This window comes from Corynebacterium riegelii, from assembly GCF_001263755.1.
Taxonomy (GTDB): domain Bacteria; phylum Actinomycetota; class Actinomycetes; order Mycobacteriales; family Mycobacteriaceae; genus Corynebacterium; species Corynebacterium riegelii.
This window is the reverse complement of sequence record NZ_CP012342.1, coordinates 882,559-905,243: the sequence shown is the minus strand read 5'-3', so window position 1 is coordinate 905,243 and position 22,685 is coordinate 882,559. Positions and strand designations below refer to the sequence as shown.

Genomic DNA, 22,685 nt, shown 5'->3' with positions numbered 1-22,685 from the left:
TCCTTTAGTTCTGGCTATTGGCGGGGTTATCAGCGGGGCGCGGGCCGGGCATATCCGGATGCTCCTTTAAGTACTCTTCGTACTCGTCCTGGTCGAGCAATACGCTATAGCCCTCTTTGTCAATGACTTCGTACTTGCCGTCAGAAGACTCGGCGGCCTGCGTAATCACATCTGCGATGCGGCCGCGGGAGGCTTCTGCCAGATCAGGCAGGGTGTTGAAGGTGATGCCGGGCATGGGGTACTCGCGGCCGTCGACAGTTGTGGCAAGTGCCTTGCTGCCCTTAAAACTCACACCCTTGAGCTGGTCCCATGCAAGCGAGACGTTCTTGCGCAACAGGTAGTTGATGGAAATGCCCGAATCAGAAATCGTGGTCTTGGCGTTGAAGATCCACACAAGAGCGAAGATGGGGAATATCAGGACCCATCCCAGTTTGAGGGGGGCCCACAAAATACCAATCAGGGCAATGCCCGTCATCATTGCAATAGCGATGACGTGCTCTCTAGAGGGGCGGAAAATACGGGGAGCATCGGTCATTCCTGACATGGTAGTCAACGCGTATGAAAAAAATTACTCACTATCGCATATATGCGAAGCAATGCTGTGTATTATCTAACGCATGATCACGACGCGACTTGTAGTAGTAGTAATTCCGATGCGGCGCTTGCCGTAAGCGGGTTGCACTCAAAGCTAGCCGCAAACCAAGCGCCCTCGAGAGCTTCTAGCTCGCTCGAGGGCTTTTTGTTTGTGTGATCGAATTCCGTGAATAAGACATGAAGAAGGAGCTTTGTATCGTGGCAGCATCACCGCAGCCCGCAGCCGAAGCCGCAGCGCCTGGACCGGAGGTTATGACTGGCGCTGACGCTACGGTTCGTAGTTTGGAAGAACTTGGGGTTGACATTGTGTTCGGCCTTCCTGGCGGTGCCGTGTTGCCGCTGTACGATGCGCTGTCTCGCGCGCGTACGCTGCGTCACGTGCTGGTGCGCCATGAGCAGGGCGCAGGCCACGCGGCTGAAGGTTATGCCGTGGCCTCCGGCAGGGTTGGTGTTTGTATTGCAACCTCTGGACCGGGTGCAACCAACCTGGTGACTGCACTGGCAGATGCCTATTTGGATTCCGTGCCAATTGTGGCGATCACCGGCCAGGTTGGTTCGCCGCTGATTGGTACGGATGCCTTCCAGGAGGCAGACATCCGCGGCATCACCATGCCTATTACTAAGCACAACTACATGGTGACCGATGTTGAGGACATCCCGGCGACGCTGAACGCAGCGTTCCACATTGCCTCGACTGGCCGCCCGGGACCTGTGCTTGTGGATATCCCGAAGGACGTCCAGGCGCAGATGGTGGAATTTAACTGGCCGCCGGAGCTGGACCTGCCGGGGTATAAGCCGAATACGAAGCCGCACAACCGCCAGATCTCCCAGGCCGCAAAGATGATCTCTGAGGCTAAGCGCCCGGTGCTGTACATCGGTGGTGGTGTGGTGAAGGCGGAGGCGCATAAGGAGCTTCTGGAGTTCGCCGAGATCACCGGCATCCCGGTGGTTACCACCTTGATGGCGCTCGGTGCGTTCCCGCAGCATCACCCGCTCTACATGGGTATGCCGGGTATGCACGGCTCGGTGCCGGCGGTCGGCTCGCTGCAGGAGTCTGACTTGCTCATTGCTATTGGCACGCGTTTCGACGATCGCGTGACCGGCGACACCGACACCTTCGCACCCCTGGCAAAGACCATCCATGCCGATATTGACCCGGCTGAGGTGGGCAAGATCCGTGAGGTAGATGTCCCGATTGTGGGTGACGCGAAACGCGTGCTGGCCCAGCTGACGGATGCGTTCCGTGACTCCAAGCGTAACGCTGCGCCACAGATTGATCAGTGGATTGCTCGCCTGGAGGATTTGAAGGAGCGTTTCCCGCGTGGCTATGACGAGCAGTCTGACGGCAAGCTTTCTCCGCAGTTTGTGATTGAGACGCTGTCGAAGGTCGTCGGCACGGACGCCATTTATGTTGCTGGCGTGGGTCAGCACCAGATGTGGTCCGCGCAGTTCATCGACTTTGATCGTCCGCGTCACTGGCTCAACTCAGGTGGCCTGGGCACGATGGGATACGCCATCCCGGCAGCTCTGGGGGCGAAGGCTGGTTGCCCGGAGAAGGAAGTGTGGGCCGTTGACGGTGACGGCTGCTTCCAGATGACCAACCAGGAAATCACCACGGCCGCACTTGAGGGCTTCCCGTTCAAAGTTGCGCTGATTAACAACGGCAATCTTGGCATGGTGCGCCAGTGGCAGACCCTGTTCTATGACGGAACGTATTCCCACACCAAGCTTGGCGGCAATGCAGAGCAGTACGTGCCGGATTTTGTAAAGCTCAGTGAGGCGCTGGGTGCGGAGGCGATCCGCGTGACCACGAAGGAAGAGGTCATTCCGGCGATTGAGCGCGCACGCGAGATCAATGACCGCCCTGTGGTGGTGGAGTTCATTGTTGGTGAGGACGCGCAGGTGTGGCCGATGATTGCGGCCGGTGCGTCCAACTCTGACATGCAGTATGCGCTTGGCATGCGTCCATTTTTTGACCTGGAGGAGTCCGCGGCAGAGTCGCCGGCGGCAATCCATGAGGCTATCGATGAAATCACGGAGGAGAACCGCTAATGGCACACGAAGACGAGACCACTCGCAATATCCTCTCCGTGCTGGTGTTGGATGTAGACGGCATCATCACCCGCGTTACGGCACTGTTTACACGCCGTGGTTACAACCTGGTGTCCTTGGTGTCTGCGAAGACGGAGACGGAAGGTATTAACCGTCTGACCATTGTGGTGGACGCTTCCGAGTATGCAATCGAGCAGATCACCAAGCAGTTGAACAAGCTGATTCAGGTGCTGAAGGTGCTCCGGCTTGAGGACGATCAGACGATCGCCCGCTCCCTGCTTCTGGTCAAGGTCAACGCGACGAACCAGACGCGCGCTCAGGTTGTGGAGACCGCCAACATCTTCCGTGCTCGCGTGGTGGATGTCTCGCCGGAGTCTGTGGTTATTGAGGCCACGGGCACTCCGGAGAAGTTGCGTGCATTCCTGGATGTCATTGAAACCTTTGGCATCCGTGAAATGGTTCGTTCCGGCCAGGTCGCGCTCAACCGTGGGTCCAAGACGTTGGCTCCGTCCAAGAAAAACAATTAATTTTTGCGGGCTGTGGACACATAGCCCGCGGTGATGTGTCATAATATGGAACAACCGTCCCAACATATAGGAAAGGTGAGTGCATCACTCATGGCTATCGAAGTGCTTTACGACAATGACGCAGACCTGTCGCTGATCCAGGGCAAGAAGGTCGCGATCATCGGCTACGGCTCCCAGGGCCACGCCCACGCGCAGAACCTGCGTGAGTCCGGCGTTGAGGTTGTCGTCGGCCTGCGCGAGGGCTCCAAGTCCGCAGCAAAGGCCAAGGAGGCAGGCTTCGAGGTTAAGTCCAACGCTGACGCGGCAGCATGGGCAGACGTCATCATGCTGCTGGCTCCGGACACCTCCCAGGCTGAGATCTTTACTAAGGACATCGAGCCGAACCTTAACGACGGCGATGCGCTGTTCTTCGGCCACGGCCTGAACATCCACTTCAAGCTGATTGAGCCGGCAGACAACATCACCGTCGCCATGGTTGCACCGAAGGGCCCGGGCCACTTGGTTCGCCGCACCTTCGTTGACGGCAAGGGTGTGCCGACCCTGATCGCAGTTGAGCAGGACCCGAAGGGCAATGGCCGCGACCTGGCTCTGTCCTACGCTGCAGCAATCGGTGGCGCACGCGCTGGCGTTATCCCGACCACCTTCGAGGCTGAGACGGTCACGGACCTCTTCGGTGAGCAGGCTGTGCTCTGCGGTGGCCTGGAAGACCTGATCATGAAGGGCTTCGAGGTGCTGACCGAGGCTGGCTACGAGCCGGAGATGGCATACTTCGAGTGCCTGCACGAGATGAAGCTGATCGTGGACCTGGTCTACGAGGGTGGCCTGGCCAACATGAACTACTCCATCTCTGACACCGCAGAGTTCGGCGGCTACCTGTCTGGCCCGCGCGTGATTGATGAGGGTGCGAAGGACCGCATGCGCGAGATCCTGAAGGACATCCAGGACGGCACCTTCACCCAGCGCCTGGTTGACAACGTGAAGAACGGCAACAAGGAGCTCGAGGACCTGCGTGCAAAGGTTTCGCAGCACCCGATCGAGCAGACCGGTGAGAAGCTCCGCGACATGATGAGCTGGGTGAAGAACCCGCTCAATGAGACTGCGTAAGTCGTTGTAGTCTGCGCTTTAAGCCCCTGGATCGCCCCGATATTTCGGGTGGTGCGGGGGCTTTACGCTTGTCTTATCTGGGGGTCAGAGAGGAAAAAGCCCCGGCCCACCAATGCGAGTCGGGGAGAGTGACCCAGCTAAACGCTAGGAGCGGCACGTTAGATAGTTGCTGTTATGTCCATAGGGTTTTGGGACATTGCTAGCAGGTCACCCGGAACCAGGCTGCCTACTAGCAGATAACGAAAACCAGCTTGCAAAACCCCAGGTGGAATGTGTAGACACAGCACCGTTTTCGTGTTGTGTGCTAGCAGACCATCATGAACCAGGCTGCCTACTAGCAGATAAGTTAGTTAGTTGCCGGAGCTTCAGTTTCAGCTGGAGCCTCGGACTCGGCCGGAGCTTCAGACTCAGCTGGAGCCTCGGACTCGGCCGGTGCCTCGGACTCGGCGGCGCTTTCCTCAACCACGGTCTCGGTCACGGTCTCGTTCGCAGCGGTCGGAGTCTCGGTAACGGTACCGGATTCAACTGTGGTGGTCTCGTTGACCACGGAGGAGGAGGTGGTCTCAGTTTCGACGGCTGGGCCGGCTGGGATTGCGTCGTCATTGTTGCTGAAGAGGTTGAGCAGCAGCCAGATCAGCAGCAGGGCGGCGATCAGGCCGATGAGCCACTTCCACCAGCCGCCGCCACCGTTGTTGTCTTCGGTGGTGACTGCGGTGGAACCCGCAGTTGCACGCGGGGTGGTCTCAATGATCTCGGTTGCGGGATCTGCCGTCGGGTCGACGTTCGGGTTAACGTTGCGCGCCGGATCGTTTGGGTTCGGGTTTGGGGTGGTCATTTGCGTAAAGTCCCTTCGTTCTAAAAATGTAAAGCGCTAAATTCTGCGCCATCTGACAGGAAAAATGTCAAAGTGCCAGCTAGCCAGCTAGCCAGCATCCGCCCACGGTATCAAAAAGCGCTTACCATGAGCGGTCTCAGTCTGCAGCACAAATGAGTTTCCGGCGGTTTTTACTGGTCAGCGTCCTGAATAAATACTGGAAGCCATTTTCAATAGATTGTCAATAAGCGGGCGGCGGGGATAGGCTGTGTCGTATGAGCCACGATAACGCACATAGCCACGGTCACAGCCACGGTCATAGCCACGATCACGATCACAGAAGCACTCCGCTGCGCGCACTCATCGCGGCGCTTACCATCACGTCGACGGTGTTTTTTGCGGAGCTGATCGGCGGCATTGTCTCCGGCTCGGTGGCCTTGATCGCGGATGCGATGCACATGCTTTCAGACGCTGCGGGCCTGATCATTGCCGTCATCGCCGTGATTGCGGGCAAAAGGGCGGCATCACGGCGCGCGACGTATGGCTACCGCCGCGCAGAGGTGCTCGCCGCACTGGTGAACGCCGCAACAGTGATCATGATTTCGGTGTTCATTGTGGTTGAGGCGGTTAAGCGCTTCCGCGTGGCGTCGGAAGTGGAATCTGGCACCATGCTGATCATTGCCATTATCGGTTTGCTGGCGAATGCGATTTCGGCGTGGATCTTGTCGCGGCACCGCGGGGATTCCATCAACGTTGAAGGCGCGTTGCTGCACGTGTTGGTGGACATGCTCGGCTCGGTGGCGGTGATTGTGGCCGGCCTTGTTATTCGTTTTACGGGCTTTATGGCGGCGGACGTAATTGCGTCGTTGATTATTGCGGCGATGGTGTTGCCGCGTGCGGTGCAGTTGCTCATGCAGTCGGCTCGTGTCCTGTTGGAGCAGGTGCCGGACGGTTTTGATGAGGCGGCGGTTGAGCCTGCACTGTTGGCCATCCCGGGCGTGATTGCAACGCACGACATCCACTTGTGGTCGCTGGATGGGGTGTCGGTTATTGCTACGGCACACCTGGTTCTTGATGACGGTGCTGATGCCGGCCACGCCCTCGACGCTGCGCAGGCGGCGCTGGCAGAGCTGGGAATTGAGCACTCCACAATCCAGCTTGAGCGCCCCGAGCATGCTGATCATGAGAGCATTTGCTGAAACTGATCTAAAGTCAGAAGACATGGGCTTTACCACGCCGAGTTACTCACTTATTGACCTGTTCGCACGCGCTGAGCGCGGGGAGTTGCAGCTGCCGGATTTCCAGCGTGATTACATCTGGGATGTTGACCGGATTCGCACGCTGATTACCTCCGTGCTTCGTGGCTATCCAATTGGATCGTTCTTGGCACTTGACACGCGCAATTCGCCGGTGCGTTTTAAGCCGCGCCCGCTTGCTGGGCTTGATGTCGGCAGCGTTGAACCGGGGCTTTTGCTTTTAGACGGGCAGCAGAGGCTGACTTCCCTCTACCACGCGTTTAAGCGTGAAGGTGTCATCCCGACAGTGGATTACCGGGGAGAGTCGATCCAGCGTCGCTTCTTTGTGGACGTTCGCGCGGCTGTCGCTTCTGACCCAATGCCTGTTGAGGCTGTCTTCGCGGTTGATACGGAGGGGCGTGTGCGCTCGCACTTCGGCCCTGAGATTGAAGGCGGGATTACAAGCCGCGAGGATATGCTGCGCCATGGAGTTATCCCGGTGTCGCTGTTGATGTGGAAGCAGGCCAATGACCTGTTGGTGGACATGGCTGCCAATGAGGAGCTGCGCGAGCCGGTCAAGCTGTTCCAAAATGAGGTGTTGCGTTGGCTGCCGGCGTATGACGTGCCGGTGATCCGCGTGGACCGTTCCACGTCACGGGTGGGTGTGGGCCAAATCTTTGCCCATGCGAACTCGGCGGGCGTGCAGATGGACGTCTTTGAGTTGTTGACGGCAATGTTTGCAAACGAGGATCCCAGTTTTGTTTTGGCTGATCACTGGGCCAAGGTCGAACGAACACTGCGCGAGCACCCGGCACTGGACGAGATTGGACGCATCGAATTTTTCCGGGCACTAGCGCTTTTAATTACCAGCCGCAATGGTCACGCCACCGGGCACCGCGGCGACATCTTGACCATTTCGTTGCAGGATTACCTGGCGCACGTAGATGAGATGACGGCGGCCTTTGTGAAGGCGGCGGCGTTTTTGACGCAGCGTTGCATCCTGGGCAGTGACCAGGTGCCGTATGCCTCACAGCTGGTGCCGCTGGCAACAATTCTGGCGCGCCTTGCGGAGCATCCGGGTGTGTTGGAAGGAGAGCAGGCTCGGGATCGGCTCAACCGCTGGTTCTGGTCCGGCGTCTTCGGCGAGCTTTACGGTGCGCACGCGCCGACAATCCGCGCGGGCTTGGATGTTCAGGAAGTTACCCCGTGGGTGCTAGGGGAGACGGAGGTGGAGCCGCGCACCGTTGCCGATGCGGAGTTCCGTGAGTCCCGCTTGCTGAGCGCTAATGAGGATAGCGGCGTGTACCGAGGCCTGTTTGCGCTGCTGATGGCACGAGGCGCTCGTGATTGGCGCACTGGCAAGGCCTTTGATGAGGAGACGGTTGCTGAGTTGCGTCCGCGCTTCCACACCGTGTTCCCACCGGTGTATTTGCAGCGGATGGGGGTGGACGTGCAAGCGTCGGAAAGTGTGCTCAACCGCACACCCATGGGGCGGCGCACGGACGTGGTGATTGAGAACAATGAGCCGCGCCGTTACTTGCCGCGTCTGCAGTCAAAGTCCCTGCTTGATGATGCTGAGTTTGACGCAGTAATCGATGGCCACGAGATGTGCCCGCAGTATCTGCTTGCGTCGAACTGGGAGGCGTTTGAGGCTGATCGCCGCAACCGTTTTGTGGGCATGATCGAATACGCCATGGATAAGCCGGTGATTCGTGATACCACGCAGGAGGCCGTCGCAACTGATCATGGGGAGTAGGACCAGGGGCAGGCGCATTGTCGCTGCTGCATTGGTACCGGCATTAGCGTCGGCATGGTTGCTCAGCGGCTGCAGCAATTCCTTGCCCGCGGATCCGTTTGCGCGTGCAAAAGCGGTCAATGAATCGCGCCACGTGGCTGAGCGTTTTGATGAGCACCCTGTAGTGCTTGATGATGTGAAGGGGATGAGCAGTCTCCAATATTTCTTCACTAGCTCTGAAACCCTGGTGGTGAGTGACGCAACCGTTGAGGCGCAGCTGCGGGCGGCTTCGATTGCGATTGTCGCGCACGCGCCGATGATTGTGTATGACCCGGAACGCCATCAGGAGATTGCCCAAGAGGTGGAACGCCTTCGCACCTACACGGTGTTGACGGTGGGGGATGTGGCGCTGGCGCAAACCTCTGGGCGGGTGCGGGTCTATCGCGACCCGGGCGGCATGGATGCGCTTGGCACGATGACGGCGCTGCGATTTGCGCAGCGTGAAGTGGAACGTCCTGAAGACGCGGCGGTGGCCGTAGCTAGCATTGACCCGCAGGACCCGGTGTGGCTGCGCGCGGCGTGGGCAGATCCAAAGGTGATGCCGCAGGCGGAGGCGAGGCCGTTTCCGATCTTGTCGCGTAGGGACGCACAAATGGCGCCGGTCGTTGTCGCTACGGCAGAAAGCTCCATTGCGTCTATTGCGAATGCGCGCAGTTTTGGCGCGGATGTGACCATGGTTGATGATCCTGACCCGCGAAATTCGGAGCAGGCGCTGTTTGCCATGGCAGGACTGTCGCAAGCGCCATTGGTGGCGTTGGGGGCGCAGTTTGGTGATGAACGCCAGCTTTCAACGAAGATTATGCAGGCGGAAGAATTTTATTTATCCAAAAATGCTGACATGTCACGCTTGCAGCACTAAGGTATGCAGGGAAATATTCGATTCCACTCAGTAGGAGATTTCCCCGTGGCAAAACCCGTTGTGCTTATTGCGGACAAGCTCGCCCCGTCTACTGTCGAGGCTCTCGGCGATCAGGTGGAGGTGCGCTGGGTTGATGGCCCGAACCGAGCTGAGCTGCTTGCCGCAGTTCCTGAAGCTGACGCACTTTTGGTGCGTTCCGCAACCACCGTTGACGCGGAGGTTATTGAGGCCGCACCGAAGCTGAAGATCATCGGCCGCGCAGGTGTGGGCCTGGACAACGTTGATATCCCCGCGGCAACCGAGCGCGGTGTGATGGTGGCCAACGCACCGACCTCCAACATCCACTCCGCGTGTGAGCACGCGATCGCGCTGCTTTTGTCCACCGCTCGCCAGATCCCGGCGGCAGACGCCACCTTGCGTGACGGTCAGTGGAAGCGCTCCTCCTTCAACGGTGTGGAGATCTACGGCAAGACCGTCGGCATCGTGGGCTTCGGCCACATCGGTCAGCTGTTTGCACAGCGCCTTGCTGCGTTTGAGACCACCATCATTGCGTATGATCCCTACGCTAACCCGGCCCGCGCAGCACAGCTTGGCGTGGAGCTGGTGGAGCTTGAAGAGCTGATGGGCCGCGCTGACTTTGTCACCATCCACCTGCCCAAGACCAAGGAAACGGCGGGCATGTTTAACGCCGAGCTTCTGGGCAAGGCGAAGGAAGGCCAGATCATCATTAACGCTGCCCGCGGTGGCTTGGTGGATGAGCAGGCGCTGGCTGACGCTATCCGCGCAGGCCGCATCCGCGGTGCAGGCTTTGACGTGTACGCAACGGAGCCGTGCACGGATTCTCCGCTGTTTGAGCTGGACCAGGTTGTAGTCACCCCGCACCTGGGTGCTTCCACCGTTGAGGCGCAGGACCGTGCTGGCACGGATGTTGCTGATTCGGTGCTTAAGGCACTGGCAGGCGAGTTTGTTGCAGACGCTGTGAACGTCACCGGCGGCAGGGTCGGCGAAGAAGTTGCCCGCTGGCTGGAGCTTGCACGCAAGCTTGGCCTGTTGGCAGGCAAGCTGCTTGATGAGGCCCCGGTGGCACTCAAGGTCACTGCCCGAGGTGAGCTGTCGACTGAGGACGTAGATACGCTCGCACTGTCTGCAGTCCGTGGCCTGTTCAGCGGCATTGTTTCTGAGACGGTGACGTTTGTGAACGCTCCGTCGATCGCGGAATCTCGCGGCCTGACCTACTCTGCTGCAACTGAGACTGAGGCACGTGCGCACCGCAGCGCGCTTGAGGTGCAGGTTGTGGCATCCAACGGTGATAGTGCAACGATCACCGGTGCGCTGACCGGCCTGGACGGTGTTGAGAAGATCGTGCGTATCAATGGCCGCGGCGTGGATATGCGCGCAGAGGGCCGCAACCTGTTCTTCCGTTACACGGACGTGCCGGGTGCGCTGGGCAAGGTTGGCTCCAAGCTGGGTGACGCAGACATCAACATTGAGGCTGCAGCGCTGACGCAGACCACGAAGGGCAGCGGCGCAATGCTGATCCTGCGTGTGGAGAAGGAAGTGCCGGCAGAGCTTGAGGCGCAGATCGCTGAATCCATCAACGCGACCTCCCTGCAAGTTGATCTTGGCTAAACGGGGGTAGTGGGCGCTGTACCCCTAACGCCAACAACGGTTTCCTGTGGTCACACAGAGGTCTAGGATGGTAGGCCGTGAAACCTTCGCCGGTGGTTGGGTTCTGGGGTCCAGCGCGCTTGACCGCAACTGGGTTTATCCTGCTTATCCTCGCTGGGACGGTGGCTTTGATGCTGCCGTTTGCTGCGCATGGGCAGACATGGACGCCGCTAATGCCTGCGGTGTTTACGGCTACCTCTGCGGTGTCGCTTACTGGTTTGGTTGTGGAAGACACTGCGACCTATTGGACACCGTTTGGCCAGGTGGTCATCCTTATACTTATCCAGTTGGGTGGGCTAGGCATCATGTCTGTGGCGTCGCTGTCGGGGATGGTGATTACCGGTAGGATTAGCCTGCGTGCACGTGGTCGCGGAGCCGCTGAGGGCCGGCCGATTTCCGCGGGTGGTATTCGCCGCAGCCTCGTGTTTACGTTGGCGTTTACCCTCATCGCCGAGGGAGTTGTGGCATTTATCCTGTGGCTGCGGTTTTGGCTTGGCTACGGGCATACGCCGCTACGGGCCGCGTGGGAGGGGGTGTTCCACGCAGTGTCCGCCTTTAACAACGCTGGTTTCAGTACGCAAAGCGATAACGCGGTTCCGTTTGCTGCGGATGCCTGGGTACTTCTGCCACTTGCCGTGGCGTTCATCGGCGGTGGTCTTGGGTATCCGGTGTGGTCGGAGGCTGCATCCTGGTTGCGGCACGGTGCTTGGCGCACGCAGGTGTGGTCACTGACCGCGAAGTTCACATTCTTTGCGACGGCAACGTTACTGACCATCGGCGCCCTCTTCTTCGCACTATGCGAGTGGAACGGCGTACTTGCCGGGATGCCGTTGGGGCAGAAGCTGCTCAACGCGTTTTTTGCGGGCGCGTCGCCGCGAACAGCGGGCTTTAACGCGATCGATTACGCGGATGCGCAGCCGATCACCCTAATGGGCACGGATGTGTTGATGTTTATTGGCGGCGGCTCTGCCGGTACGGCAGGTGGCATCAAGGTCACCACTGCATGCGTGCTGTTTGCGGCGATGGCGTCGGAGTTTCGTGGCTGGGAGGAAACCAGTGTGGGGAAGCGTTCGCTGCCTTCGTCTGTAAGCCGCCAGGCGCTTGCGTTGACGTTTGCTGGCGCGAGTGTGGTCACTCTCGGGGTGGGTGTGCTGCGTGTATTCGACCCGCAATTTAGTGCTGATCAGGTGGTCTTCGAGGTGATGTCGGCGTTTGCCACGGTGGGATTGTCTACGGGAATTACTGGGGCGTTGTCGGTGCCGTCGCAAATCGTGCTCTGCTTCATCATGTACTTGGGCCGCATTGGCCCGGTGACCTTGGTTACCGCACTGGCGTTGTCTGGTGCGCATCGTCGTTTCAGTTATCCAGAAGAAAGGCCCTTCATTGGTTAAACATTTTGCTTTTTCGTCGCGTGCCAACCAGGGCATTGATATTGCGCCGGTGATGGTTATCGGGCTTGGACGTTTCGGTATTTCGCTTGCCCGGGAGTTGACCAGCAATGGTGTTCAGGTCTTGGGTGTGGATATTGATCCGAAGGTGGTGCGTGAGCAGGCGCAGTTTTTGACTGATGTGGTGATTGCAGACTGTGCCGACCCGCAGGCGCTTGCGCAGATTGGCGTTGAGGAGCACAAACATGTGGTTCTGGCCATTGGTTCGCATTTGGAGGCGTCTATTTTGACTGCTTCGAACCTGGTAGAGGCCGGTGTGCCCGATATTTGGGCGAAGGCGGATTCTGAGGCGCACGGCCGGATCCTGTCGCAGTTGGGTGTGCTGCATGTGATTCATCCGGAGCGGGATACGGGACGGAGGGTGGCGCATCTGCTTGGCGGTCGAATGAGTGAGTTCGCTGAAATTGCCCCAGATTTTGGGGTCATTAGCCTTGCGCCGCCGCAGTGGCTGGTGGGTGCGCCGGTTGATGTAGCGAAGGTGTGGCGGGAGCATGGTGTGCAGCTCATTGCGGTTAGGCAAGGGGATACGGGCTTCGTCCCGCTTGTCGACGCCACGCTGCTTACCCCCAACGCCACCATCGTTGCCGGCGGTAGCCCGAAAGCTTTGGAGGTGTTCTCGCGATAAATGCCGCCGGGGTTGCTAGTGTCAAGGGGAGTATCTCACATAGTTGGAAAGGCGTCTTACTCTATGAAAATTGCAGTTATTGCCGGCGATGGCATTGGCACCGAGGTCATGGCAGAGGGCCTCAAAGTCCTCAACACCGTACGCGATGACGTGGAGACGACCGAGTATGACCTTGGCGCGCGCCGCTACCTGAAAAACGGCGAGGTGCTGACGGACCAGGACCTGGCCAGCCTGAAGGAGCACGACGCGATTCTTTTGGGCGCGGTCGGTGACCCGGAGCGCGTTCCGGCTGGCGTGTTGGAGCGCGGCCTGTTGCTGCCGCTGCGTTTCCAGCTGGATCACTACGTGAACCTGCGTCCGTCGCGTCTGTACCCCACGGCAGTCAGCCCGCTGGCTAACCCGGGTGACATTGACTTTGTGGTGGTGCGCGAGGGCACCGAGGGCCTCTATGCCGGTAACGGCGGCACGCTGCGTAAGGGCACGGAGCATGAGGTGGCCTCCGAGGTGTCCCAGAACACGTACTACGGCGCAGAGCGCGTTGTGCGCTACGCCTTTGAGCTGGCGATGACTCGTCGCAAGAAGCTCACCCTGGTGCACAAGACCAACGTGCTGGTCAACGCCGGTGGTCTGTGGCAGCGCGTCGTCGACGAGCTGGCCCAGGAATTCCTCGAGGTAGAGGTGGACTACAACCACATCGACGCCGCAACCATCTACATGGTGCAGGACCCGCAGCGCTACGACGTGATTGTCACCGACAACCTCTTCGGCGACATCCTCACAGACCTGGCTGGTGCCGTCACCGGTGGCGTTGGCCAGGCATGCTCCGGCAACATCAACGCAGCGAAGGAGTTCCCATCCATGTTCGAGCCGGTGCACGGCTCGGCACCAGACATCGCAGGTCAGGGCATTGCAGACCCGGCTGCGATGATCCTGTCAGTTGCCATGATGCTGCGCTTCCTTGACGACGAAGAAAATGCCGCACGCATCGAAGCCGCCGTCGAGCAGGAAGTGGCGTCTCGTGACGGCGCACAGATTCGTACCAGCGAGGTGGGTGACCGCATCGTCGCCGCACTGCGCTAGATTCGAGGCATGCATTTTCGCCGCCTGAGCATTGCCGCCGCCCTTTCCGCCAGCCTCATCCTCACAGGGTGTACCGCCAACGGAAACGATGGCGCCTCAGGCGGCGATAACGTTTCCGCAGATAAAACGCCGAAACTGGCTATGGATGGCCACGAGGTGATCCCAGATGCCAACGGCACAGGCATTGATGCCAGCGCCAAGTTCTTCGAAGCATCGGACAATGTGGTCGTTGCCGGACCCGATCGGGAACACCAGATGCGTGGCGCCGCACTCGCGGTGGACCTTGGCGCACCGCTGTTAGTACGCCACCCGGGAACCGAGGAAGCAATCGAGGCGGAGATCGCACGCCTTGGTGCAGACAACGTGGTGGAAGTTCCTACGGATACTTCCACCACGGGGGATAAGGACACCTCCACCACGGGGGATAAGGACACCTCCACCACGGGCGATGAATCCACGTACCCTAACGCCGAAGGCCAGCCGCAAGGCGACGTTGCGGCGATTGCCGCGCTGGAACCACAGCAACCGCTTGACCTTGTCATGCCAACCGTGTTCGCTACCTGGGAAACTTCGCGTGCGGCTGCCGCAACGGCGCGCGCAGCAGGCGCGGATGTAGAGGTGTTGGAGGTTGCGGATCCGAGGGTGACGTCGACAAGCATCAGTGCCGTGACCTCCGGTGATGTGCTTGCACTGGGCCAGCAGTGGGGTTCAGACGAGAACCTGCGTGCCCGCGCTGAACTGGCGGGCAACGGTGAGCTGCCCGGCGGTGGTGGATTGGTATTTCCGGGGCGACGCATGATTGCGCTCTACGGCCACCCCTATGGACCAGACTTGGGTGTGATGGGGGAGCAGGACGCGCACGCGGCAGCCGAGCTGGCCAAGGAGTACGCCTCCTGGTACCAACCTTTTGAAGAGGCACCGGTGATCCCTGCATTTGAGGTTATTGCCACGGTGGCTTCCGGCGGGCCGGGGGATGACGGTAACTACTCAAACGAAACCCCGATCGATCACTTGGTGCCGTACGTGGACGCGATCTTGGACGCCGGCGGCTACGCGGTGTTGGACCTGCAGCCGGGACAGGCGAGCTTCCTTGAGCAGGCAAAGCTCTATGAAGACTTGCTGAAGCGACCAAACGTGGGGTTGGCGCTGGATGCGGAGTGGAAGCTGAATCCGGGCGAGCAGCCACTGAGCCGGATTGGCAGTGCCACCTCGGCTGAGATCAATGAGGTAGCGGATTGGCTTGCGGCACTCGTGCGAGAGAACAACCTGCCGCAGAAGATGCTGATCCTGCACCAATTCCAGCTGGCAATGTATCCGGACCGTGAAAACATTGTCACCGGCCAGCCGGAGCTGGCGTGGGTGCTGCACGCGGACGGGCACGGTGTGCCAGGGCAGAAGTTTGACACATGGAACGTGCTGCGTGAAGGCCTGGACCCGAACTTTTTCATGGCGTGGAAGAACTTCATTGATGAGGACACGCCGACGTTTAGCCCGGAGCAGACCTACGCGGATGTGAACCCGCGTCCGTGGTTTGTCAGCTACCAGTAGCTCCAAAACGCTTCGGGGGTTGTCAGCCACACGCTAGTGTTGGGCCATGTCCGTCGAATTAGATGAGGTCTACCGGTTCCTTGCCGTAAGTGAGCCGTTTTCCCACCTGCCGGAAGAAACCCTGCGTGCGTTGCCGGCCACGATGGGGATCACCTATGTTCGCCGCGGGGAGACCGTGTTCGCACCCGGCGATGTCAATGACACGCTCTACATCATCCGCTCTGGCGCGATTGATGTTGTGGGTGAAGACAATATGCTGCTGGACCGCCGTGAAGCGGGCCTGAACTTTGGTTATTCCACGCTGGTGGGTGAACCGGAGTCGCAGTACCTCATGCAGGCGGTGGAAGATAGCGTGCTGCTTTTGCTGCCGCGCGAGACGTTTGCACAACTGCTGGCAGACCACCCGGACTTGGAGCGCTTCTTCCAGTCAGCATCACGGCGCGTGCGTGCAGCAGCAGATGAGGTCAAAGACAACGGCGCGGCGGATGTGCTGCGCGCACCGGTGCGTGCGGTGGCTAGTGAGCGTGAGCTGGTCAGCTTGGCGTCCACCGCCAGCATCGCAGAGGCCGCCCAGGCGATGGACGCGGCGAAAGTCAGCTGCGTTGTCATTGATCCGGCTGGGGAAACACCGGGCATTCTCACCGACCGGGACTTGCGTTCGCGGGTGGTGGCCAAGCAGGTGGACACCAACCAGCCGGTGTCTACGGTGATGACATCGCCGGTGCGTAGCATTCAGGAAGATGCCCTGGTCTTTGAAGCGATGCTGGTGTTTAGTGAGCTGGGTATTAACCACCTGCCTATTGAGAACCGCACGGGTATCGTCGGTGTGCTCACTGCTGGTGACATCATGCGGTTGCTGCAGACGGATCCAATGTTTATGGCGGCGGATGTGGAGCGCTCCAGCCTTGAGGAGCTCGCGGGTGCCTACCAGCGTGCGGCAGCTGTTGCGGTGCGCTTCTTTGACCGTGGTGCCTCTGCTGCCCAGACGCAGCGCCTGCTCACCTCGATTGCGGATGCGGTTGCGCGTCGCCTGTTCGCGCTTGGCGTGGAAAAGCTCGGTGAGCCGCCGGTGCCGGTTGCATTCGTTGCCGTTGGGTCGCAGGCGCGTGGTGAGATGGGGCCAGCTTCGGACCAAGACAACGCGTTCGTCCTGTCCGATAGTTATGACGAATCCGCGCACGGAGAGTACTTTGCCAAGCTAGCTGAGTTCATTTGCCAGGGCCTGGGCAACGCGGGCCAGGCCTTGTGCCCAGGTGACATGATGGCGTCTAATCCTGATTGGCGGATGACACAGACCGAGTGGAACCGCACGTTCCACGGCTGGGTTACGGCCCCGGACCCGAATGCGCTGCTGCACGCTCAGGTGTTTTTTGACTTCCGCCCAATTGCGGGTTCCGGCGAGGGCTGGGAGGAGATGGCGCTGAACGTTCGGAAGAACGCAAGCGTGTCCGCGCAGGGTTCACGGCGCCTGCATACGCACTTGGCCGCGCTTGCTACGTTCCGTGAGCCGCCGATTGGATTCTTCCGAGGCCTGGTGGTGGAGCGCTCCGGCGAGTACGCCGACACCTTGGACATCAAGCGTGGCGGTACCGCTGCGGTTGTGCAGATGGCACGTCTGTATGCCATGACGGCGGGGGTAGATGAGGTGGAAACTCCTGCGCGTCTTCGTGGGGCGGCGGGGGACTCCGTGTCCGCCCGCGGTGCGGAAGATCTCCTTGGGGCGTACGAGTATCTTTCAAATCTTGCGATGCAGCACCAAGCAGCCCAAGTTCGTGCGGGCCAGCCGCCGAATTATCGGATCGATCCGAAGCAGTTGCCTACACGGGATCGTGCTGCGCTTCGTGATGCCTTCGGCGTGATCAAGTCCCTGCAGAATGCGCTGGCCAACAAGTATCCAACCCGGGCGGTGTAGCGTGTTTGGGTTTTTGCGCAAGCAGAGCAGATTGCTTGTCGACGGCACGTTTCTAGCCGTCGACGTCGAAACCACCGGGTTAAAGCCTGACAAGCATGAGTTGGTGTCTATTGGTTGGGTGCCGGTCAATGACAGGGTCATTGACCTCTCAGGCGCGCAGTACTTCGTGTTGTCTGGCGTGCGTATTGGGGATTCGGCCACACTGCATGGGGTTACGGATGATGACGTGGCACAGCATGGTCAAAGCTATGACGTGGTGTTGGATGCGTTTGATCGTGCCTTTGAGGGCCGCAAAATGATCGCCCATTTCGCCCAAATGGAAACTGGGTTCATCTCCAAGCTGTACAGGGAGGTCCGCGGGCAGCGTTTCGTGTTTGCTGAGCGTGACGTGGTGGACACGATGACGATGGAGCGCCGACATATGGAGCGCATGGGCACCTATCCGCGTGGAGAGGATCTGCGACTAGCCCGCGTGCGGGAGCGATACAACCTGCCTACGTACGGCAATCACAATGCGTTGACGGATGCGATTGCGTGCGCGGAGCTCTACCTAGCACTTACCGCATCCTAGGGAATCACTAGGGGCGGACCGATTACGCCACGTTTTTGGTGCGATGTATGCTCGGTCACATGCGTTTTGGACGAATTGCAACCCCTGAAGGCATGACGTTTGCTGTGATTGATGCGGATGCGACCACGGCGAAGGCTATTGCTGGCACCCCGTTTACAGAGCCGGAGTACACCGGTAAGGAATATGCGTTGGAGGACGTTCGCCTTTTGGCGCCAACTCTGCCAAGCAAGATCGTGGCGGTGGGCCGTAACTACGCCGACCACGTTGCGGAGGTGTTTAAGGAGTCTGCGGAGCATCTGCCGCCGACCATCTTTATTAAGCCGTCGACCGCCGTGGTTGGCCCAGATGCGCCGATCAAGATTCCGGAGTTTGCCACCCGCGTTGAATTCGAGGGTGAGCTGGCGATCGTGTTTGGTGTGCCATGCAAAAACGTCAAGGCGAGCGACTGGAAGTCGGTTGTCCGTGGCGTGACCATTATTAATGACGTTTCCTCACGTGACCTGCAGTTTGCGGACGGTCAGTGGGCTCGTGCCAAGGGTATCGATACCTTTGGTCCGTTGGGCCCCTGGATTGAGACGGACCTGGATAAGTTCGACTTCACCAACCTGCCAATCAAGGCGCACCTGACGCATGACGGCAAGACAGAGACCAAGCAAGACTCCAACTCGAACCAGATGATTATGAACATCGGTGAGATGGTGGAGTGGGTCACCCAATCCTTCACCATGCTGCCGGGAGACGTGATGGCTACCGGTTCGCCTGCAGGTACAGCAGAGATGGTCCCGGGTGATGTGATTGAGGTGGAGATCCCGGGTATTGGTACGCTGCGTAACCCGATTGAGCGCGCCTAGTACCTTTGGTGGCCTTAGCTAGGCCTCGGTATCAAGGCCGAGCGCGCGCATGATGGTGCGCAGCTTGGCCGTCGTTTCATCAAGCTCAGCCTGAGGGTCTGAGTCCGCGACAAGTCCGCCGCCCGCCCAAGCGCGGGCGGTTTTACCATCTCCAGCAACTTCGGCGCAGCGGATGGCCACCATGTACTCACCGTTGCCGTTTGCCTCGGTGTAGCCGACTGCGCCGGCGTAGAAGCCGCGTTCCGATTCAGCGGTGGTGATGAGTGCTTCGGCTGCGTTTTGCGGTGTGCCACATACCGCTGGAGTGGGGTAGAGCATTCGCGCAAGCTCCAGCGCGGGAGCGGGTTCACGCAGCTGGCCCTCGATGGGGGTAGCCAAGTGCCACATCTCGTTGGTTTTTTCCAACCTTGGGCGATCTGGAATGTTTAGCTGCGTACACAGCGGGGCAAGGATCTCACGGATGTGCTCGACCACGTATGCGTGCTCATCAAGGTCTTTGGCTGACGCTGCCAAACGGCGCCCCGCCTCAGCGTCGGCTGCCGGGTCGTTGGGGATACGCGCTGCGGAGCCTGCCAACGGGTATGACGTCACGTGGTGTCCTTGGCGGCGGACCAGCACCTCTGGGGAAGAACCGACAAGGAAGTGGCCCTGTTTGCCCGCGGGGCTAAGGTCTGCGATGAAGCCGTCGCCAGCCGCGGAAAGCTCAATCAGTCGAGCTGCCACTAGGCGCGGATCTACCGGCGGGTTAAACGCAATGTCCACCGCGCGGGCAAGGACCACCTTGTCCAGGGATGAGCGGCGGATGGTGGAGACGGCGGCCTCGATGCGTCGTAAATGTTCGTTCGGCGCGGGATCTACCCCGATAAGCGCGGCATTCAGGTGGGAGCCTGCACCAGTGGTGTAGAAGGGGTGCGGGTGCAGCACACCCTCCTCACGGATGATGCGCTGCGGCACGGTCAGTGCGGCAGGACAGTCGCGCTCAAACGGTAAAGCGCCAACCACCATCTCGGCTTGTCCGCTGGTGAGCGCAGTAATTGCCTCATCAATGGTGGAAAACACAGCAGCAGCGCCCTGGGTTCGCACTGACCCGGTTGGCCGGGACAGCAGGAAGTCGGGGGCGGTTGAGGGGCGCTGTAAGGCGCTGCTGGTTAAAGACACAAACGTTGAGCGTACCTTCCGCTTGTCTGTAACTGGTAAGAGGTCTACTGTTTGCTGTGATACTAATGTGACTGAAGTGAATAAGGGGATCAAGTGAAGGGACGTATCCAGCGCGCTGTTGCTGCTACGGGTGCCGCATTGATGCTGGCAGTAGGGCTGCATGTGCCGCAGGCGGCGGGGGCGCAGGACTTGTCGTCCCAAGTCAATGCGGGCATTAATGCCGCTGTGAATCAGGCGAACGCGGAGTGGAACAAGTTCGTACAAATGGCAAACGACGCGCTGCCAGCTGGTTCCTCCCTTCCGGGCGCTCCCGCACCTGCGCCGTTGCCGCCAATGCAGATTGGGCCGTGGAACCAGCAGGCGCCAGCGCCGGTAGGCAATGGCCAAAACGGCGAGATTCAGGTTGCTGGCCGCAGCTACCTCATCTGGGTGCCGCACGGCTACAACCCGGCAAACCCCACTCCGGTGATGGTTGGCTACTCCGCATTCGAAGACTCCACTGAGAACTTCCGCAACTACTCGCGTCTGCGCGAATCTTCCGTGGGCCGCGACGCCATCATTGTCTACCCGCGCGCCATCGGTGCGTCGTGGGAGGGCTCGCCGACGGCATCAACACGCCCGGGCCAGGACATTGCATTTGTGCGCGCTATGATTGATGACGTGCAGCGGTACTACAACATTGACCGCCGTCGCATCTACGCCACCGGTATGTCCACCGGCGGCGGCATGGCAGCGGTATCTGCATGCCACATGGCCGATCTGTTTGCTGGTGTAGCTGCTGTTTCTGGTGCGTTTTACGCGCCGGTAAACCAGGGCTGCCAGAACCTGCCGGTTGCGTTTATGGCTATCCATGGCACCGCCGACGGCCTTACGCCGTACTACGGCACGATCCGTCGCGGCCAGCGCGTGATGCCAGTGCCGGAGCTCTTCGCCTCCTACGAGCGCCGCAATCGATGCATCGGCGGTATTGACTCGCGCCCAGTAGGCCACAATGCCACCCGCGTATCCGCCCGTGCCTGCATGAAGGGCGTTGAGGTGATCAAGGTACACGGCTCCAACCACTACTGGTGGTACGACCCATCCGCCGCTGATGAAATGTGGGCATTCCTTTCCCGCCACTCCAAGTAGGGGTGCAAAACACCCGTCGTAGCAAAGGGGTGTAGCAAAGGGGCCGTCCGCTAAGCCAGAGTGTGCTTACGGGGCGGCCCCTTTCGCGCGCTACGATTGCCCACATGACTGAATCATCCATGCGCGTTCGTTTCTGCCCGTCTCCAACCGGCACCCCACACGTGGGTATGGTCCGCACCGCACTGTTCAACTGGGCGCAAGCACGCCACCACGGCGGCACGTTCGTGTTCCGTATTGAGGACACTGATGCGGCGCGTGACTCTGAGGATTCCTACCAGGCCATCATTGACTCCCTTGAGTGGCTTGGCCTGACCTGGGACGAAGGCGTGATTACCGGTGGGCCACACGAGCCGTATCGCCAGTCCCAGCGCGGGGAGATTTACAAGGACGTGCTGGACAAACTCATCGAGGCAGGCGAGGTCTACCCGGCGTACTCCACCAACGAGGAGGTCCAGGAGCGCCACAGGGCTGCAGGACGCGACCCGCAGTTGGGCTACGACAACTTTGACCGTGATCTCACCCAGGAGCAGATCGACGCTTATGAGGCTGAAGGCCGCAAGCCGGTCTGGCGCCTGCGCATGCCGGATCAGGACTGGACATGGAACGACCTTGTTCGCGGCGAGGTCACCTTCAAGTCTGAAACCCAGCCGGACTACGTAGTTGCACGTTCCAACGGCGCGCCACTGTACACCCTGGTCAACCCGGTGGATGATGCGCTGATGGGGATTACCCACGTGTTGCGCGGTGAGGATTTGTTGTCCTCCACGCCGCGCCAGCTTGCCCTCTACGAGGCGCTCAAGCGCATCGGGATTACGGACTTCACTCCGGAGTTCGGCCACCTGCCGTTCGTGATGGGGCAGGGCAACAAGAAGCTGTCCAAGCGTGACCCGGAGTCCAACCTGTTCAACCACCGTGACAACGGCATCATCCCAGAGGGCATGATCAACTACCTCGCGTTGCTGGGGTGGTCCCTGTCCGCAGATCAGGACATCTTTACTGTCAACGAGTTTGTCAACGCCTTCGACGTTGCCGACGTACTGGGCAACCCAGCCCGCTTTGACCAGAAGAAGCTTGAGGCAATCAACGCAGACCACATTCGCCTGCTGCAGCCGGATGACTTCCGCGATCGCCTGCGCGCGTACCTGACGGAGTACACCGATTTCCCGGCTGACTACCCGGCAGACAAGTTCGCCATCGCCGCAGACCTGGTGCAGACGCGCATCAAGGTGCTCTCGGATGCGTACGGGCTGCTGAAGTTCCTTGTCACCGCAGATGAGGACCTGGTGCTGGATGAGAAGGCTGCGAAGAAGAACCTCAAGGACACTGCAGTAGAGCCGCTTGAAGCAGGTATTGCGGCACTTGAGGCTATTGGTGAAGGGGAGTGGACCACTGCCAACATCGAAGCAGCGCTGAATAAGGCGCTCATTGAAGATCTGGGCTTGAAGCCTCGCGTGGCCTTCGGCGCCCTGCGCGTTGGTGTCTCCGGTGAGGCTGTGTCCCCGCCGCTGTTTGAGTCCATGGAGCTTCTGGGGCGCGAATCCACGCTGACCCGCCTGCGTGCGGCACGTGCGGCTACGCCGTATGTAGCTGCGGAACAGGCCTAGAACAGGTCAAGAAAGATAGCGCGGATAACCACAGGCTTGTAACTCAAATAAACCGGCTTTAACCTGGCGATTTGGTCTCTATGCAAGCCTATGGTTATAGTGTTCAACGTTG

Annotated in this window: 19 protein-coding genes; 16 read left to right on the top strand and 3 right to left on the bottom strand. The window is 59.8% G+C overall.

From position 1 onward, the window contains the following. Positions 1 to 4: 4 nt before the first annotated feature. Positions 5 to 535, bottom strand: coding sequence for a PH domain-containing protein (locus AK829_RS04340; protein ID WP_052204587.1), 531 nt, complete (start codon positions 533 to 535; stop codon positions 5 to 7). 236 nt (positions 536 to 771) lie between these two features. On the opposite strand from AK829_RS04340, the gene AK829_RS04335 reads away from it, so the two are divergent. The 3 genes from AK829_RS04335 to ilvC all read left to right on the top strand — a co-directional run bounded on the left by AK829_RS04335 (position 772) and on the right by ilvC (position 4,277). Next, a complete protein-coding gene (locus AK829_RS04335; RefSeq protein ID WP_052204585.1) occupies positions 772 to 2,646 on the top strand; it encodes an acetolactate synthase large subunit in 1,875 nt (624 codons plus the stop codon). After that, on the top strand, positions 2,646 to 3,173 hold the full coding sequence (ilvN, locus tag AK829_RS04330; protein WP_052204583.1) for an acetolactate synthase small subunit: 528 nt from the start codon (positions 2,646 to 2,648) through the stop codon (positions 3,171 to 3,173). The genes AK829_RS04335 and ilvN overlap by 1 nt, the downstream gene beginning before the upstream one ends. 90 nt (positions 3,174 to 3,263) lie before the next feature. Further along, positions 3,264 to 4,277 carry a ketol-acid reductoisomerase gene (gene ilvC / locus AK829_RS04325; RefSeq protein ID WP_052204581.1) on the top strand — a complete coding sequence of 338 codons (1,014 nt, stop codon included), beginning with the start codon at positions 3,264 to 3,266 and terminating at the stop codon, positions 4,275 to 4,277. Positions 4,278 to 4,623: 346 nt separating this feature from the next. On the opposite strand, the gene AK829_RS04320 is transcribed toward ilvC, so the two are convergent. Next, positions 4,624 to 5,112 (bottom strand): hypothetical protein, encoded by a 489-nt coding sequence (locus AK829_RS04320; RefSeq protein ID WP_052204579.1) that lies wholly within the window; start codon positions 5,110 to 5,112, stop codon positions 4,624 to 4,626. A 254-nt stretch (positions 5,113 to 5,366) separates the two neighbouring features. On the opposite strand from AK829_RS04320, the gene AK829_RS04315 reads away from it, so the two are divergent. From AK829_RS04315 to AK829_RS04265, 11 genes are all read left to right on the top strand, one after another. Beyond that, complete coding sequence (locus tag AK829_RS04315; protein WP_052204577.1) at positions 5,367 to 6,290, top strand: cation diffusion facilitator family transporter; 924 nt, start codon at positions 5,367 to 5,369, stop codon at positions 6,288 to 6,290. Continuing rightward, positions 6,274 to 8,082, top strand: coding sequence for a GmrSD restriction endonuclease domain-containing protein (locus AK829_RS04310; RefSeq protein ID WP_332307939.1), 1,809 nt, complete (start codon positions 6,274 to 6,276; stop codon positions 8,080 to 8,082). The genes AK829_RS04315 and AK829_RS04310 overlap by 17 nt, the downstream gene beginning before the upstream one ends. A 133-nt stretch (positions 8,083 to 8,215) precedes the next feature. Then, entirely contained in the window at positions 8,216 to 8,980 is a 765-nt protein-coding gene (locus AK829_RS04305; protein ID WP_232305781.1) for a hypothetical protein, read from the top strand. A gap of 45 nt (positions 8,981 to 9,025) precedes the next feature. Next, positions 9,026 to 10,609 (top strand): phosphoglycerate dehydrogenase, encoded by a 1,584-nt coding sequence (gene serA / locus AK829_RS04300; protein WP_232305780.1) that lies wholly within the window; start codon positions 9,026 to 9,028, stop codon positions 10,607 to 10,609. A gap of 77 nt (positions 10,610 to 10,686) precedes the next feature. Continuing rightward, the gene (locus tag AK829_RS04295) at positions 10,687 to 12,039 is read left to right on the top strand and encodes a TrkH family potassium uptake protein (RefSeq protein ID WP_232305779.1); all 1,353 of its coding nucleotides are present in this window, start codon (positions 10,687 to 10,689) and stop codon (positions 12,037 to 12,039) included. Continuing rightward, positions 12,032 to 12,721 (top strand): potassium channel family protein, encoded by a 690-nt coding sequence (locus AK829_RS04290; RefSeq protein WP_408606277.1) that lies wholly within the window; start codon positions 12,032 to 12,034, stop codon positions 12,719 to 12,721. The genes AK829_RS04295 and AK829_RS04290 overlap by 8 nt, the downstream gene beginning before the upstream one ends. Positions 12,722 to 12,784: 63 nt before the next feature. Then, complete coding sequence (locus AK829_RS04285) at positions 12,785 to 13,801, top strand: 3-isopropylmalate dehydrogenase (RefSeq protein WP_052204568.1); 1,017 nt, start codon at positions 12,785 to 12,787, stop codon at positions 13,799 to 13,801. Between the two features lie 9 nt (positions 13,802 to 13,810). After that, positions 13,811 to 15,349 carry a hypothetical protein gene (locus tag AK829_RS04280; protein WP_052204566.1) on the top strand — a complete coding sequence of 513 codons (1,539 nt, stop codon included), beginning with the start codon at positions 13,811 to 13,813 and terminating at the stop codon, positions 15,347 to 15,349. Between the two features lie 46 nt (positions 15,350 to 15,395). Then, positions 15,396 to 17,261: a DUF294 nucleotidyltransferase-like domain-containing protein gene (locus AK829_RS04275; RefSeq protein WP_052204565.1), complete on the top strand. Its 1,866-nt coding sequence runs from the start codon at positions 15,396 to 15,398 to the stop codon at positions 17,259 to 17,261. A gap of 1 nt (position 17,262) precedes the next feature. Further along, the gene (locus AK829_RS04270) at positions 17,263 to 17,832 is read left to right on the top strand and encodes an exonuclease domain-containing protein (protein WP_052204562.1); all 570 of its coding nucleotides are present in this window, start codon (positions 17,263 to 17,265) and stop codon (positions 17,830 to 17,832) included. 59 nt (positions 17,833 to 17,891) lie between these two features. Beyond that, on the top strand, positions 17,892 to 18,683 hold the full coding sequence (locus AK829_RS04265) for a fumarylacetoacetate hydrolase family protein (protein WP_083279058.1): 792 nt from the start codon (positions 17,892 to 17,894) through the stop codon (positions 18,681 to 18,683). An 18-nt stretch (positions 18,684 to 18,701) separates the two neighbouring features. Here the strand turns inward: AK829_RS04265 and AK829_RS04260 are convergent, their stop codons facing one another. Further along, positions 18,702 to 19,841 (bottom strand): isochorismate synthase, encoded by a 1,140-nt coding sequence (locus tag AK829_RS04260; RefSeq protein ID WP_052204560.1) that lies wholly within the window; start codon positions 19,839 to 19,841, stop codon positions 18,702 to 18,704. A gap of 93 nt (positions 19,842 to 19,934) precedes the next feature. Here AK829_RS04260 and AK829_RS04255 point away from each other — a divergent pair, with 93 nt between their 5' ends. Next, complete coding sequence (locus AK829_RS04255) at positions 19,935 to 20,969, top strand: alpha/beta hydrolase family esterase (protein WP_052204558.1); 1,035 nt, start codon at positions 19,935 to 19,937, stop codon at positions 20,967 to 20,969. Positions 20,970 to 21,073: 104 nt separating this feature from the next. Continuing rightward, positions 21,074 to 22,573: a glutamate--tRNA ligase gene (gene gltX, locus AK829_RS04250; protein WP_052204556.1), complete on the top strand. Its 1,500-nt coding sequence runs from the start codon at positions 21,074 to 21,076 to the stop codon at positions 22,571 to 22,573. Positions 22,574 to 22,685 lie beyond the last annotated feature (112 nt).

Coding starts and splice junctions, on each gene's coding strand:
- AK829_RS04340 (WP_052204587.1), bottom strand. CDS start 535: ATGACCGATGCTCCCCGTATTTTCCGCCCCTCTAGAGAGCACGTCATC.
- AK829_RS04335 (WP_052204585.1), top strand. CDS start 772: ATGAAGAAGGAGCTTTGTATCGTGGCAGCATCACCGCAGCCCGCAGCC.
- ilvN (WP_052204583.1), top strand. CDS start 2,646: ATGGCACACGAAGACGAGACCACTCGCAATATCCTCTCCGTGCTGGTG.
- ilvC (WP_052204581.1), top strand. CDS start 3,264: ATGGCTATCGAAGTGCTTTACGACAATGACGCAGACCTGTCGCTGATC.
- AK829_RS04320 (WP_052204579.1), bottom strand. CDS start 5,112: ATGACCACCCCAAACCCGAACCCAAACGATCCGGCGCGCAACGTTAAC.
- AK829_RS04315 (WP_052204577.1), top strand. CDS start 5,367: ATGAGCCACGATAACGCACATAGCCACGGTCACAGCCACGGTCATAGC.
- AK829_RS04310 (WP_332307939.1), top strand. CDS start 6,274: ATGAGAGCATTTGCTGAAACTGATCTAAAGTCAGAAGACATGGGCTTT.
- AK829_RS04285 (WP_052204568.1), top strand. CDS start 12,785: ATGAAAATTGCAGTTATTGCCGGCGATGGCATTGGCACCGAGGTCATG.
- AK829_RS04280 (WP_052204566.1), top strand. CDS start 13,811: ATGCATTTTCGCCGCCTGAGCATTGCCGCCGCCCTTTCCGCCAGCCTC.
- AK829_RS04275 (WP_052204565.1), top strand. CDS start 15,396: ATGTCCGTCGAATTAGATGAGGTCTACCGGTTCCTTGCCGTAAGTGAG.
- AK829_RS04265 (WP_083279058.1), top strand. CDS start 17,892: ATGCGTTTTGGACGAATTGCAACCCCTGAAGGCATGACGTTTGCTGTG.
- gltX (WP_052204556.1), top strand. CDS start 21,074: ATGACTGAATCATCCATGCGCGTTCGTTTCTGCCCGTCTCCAACCGGC.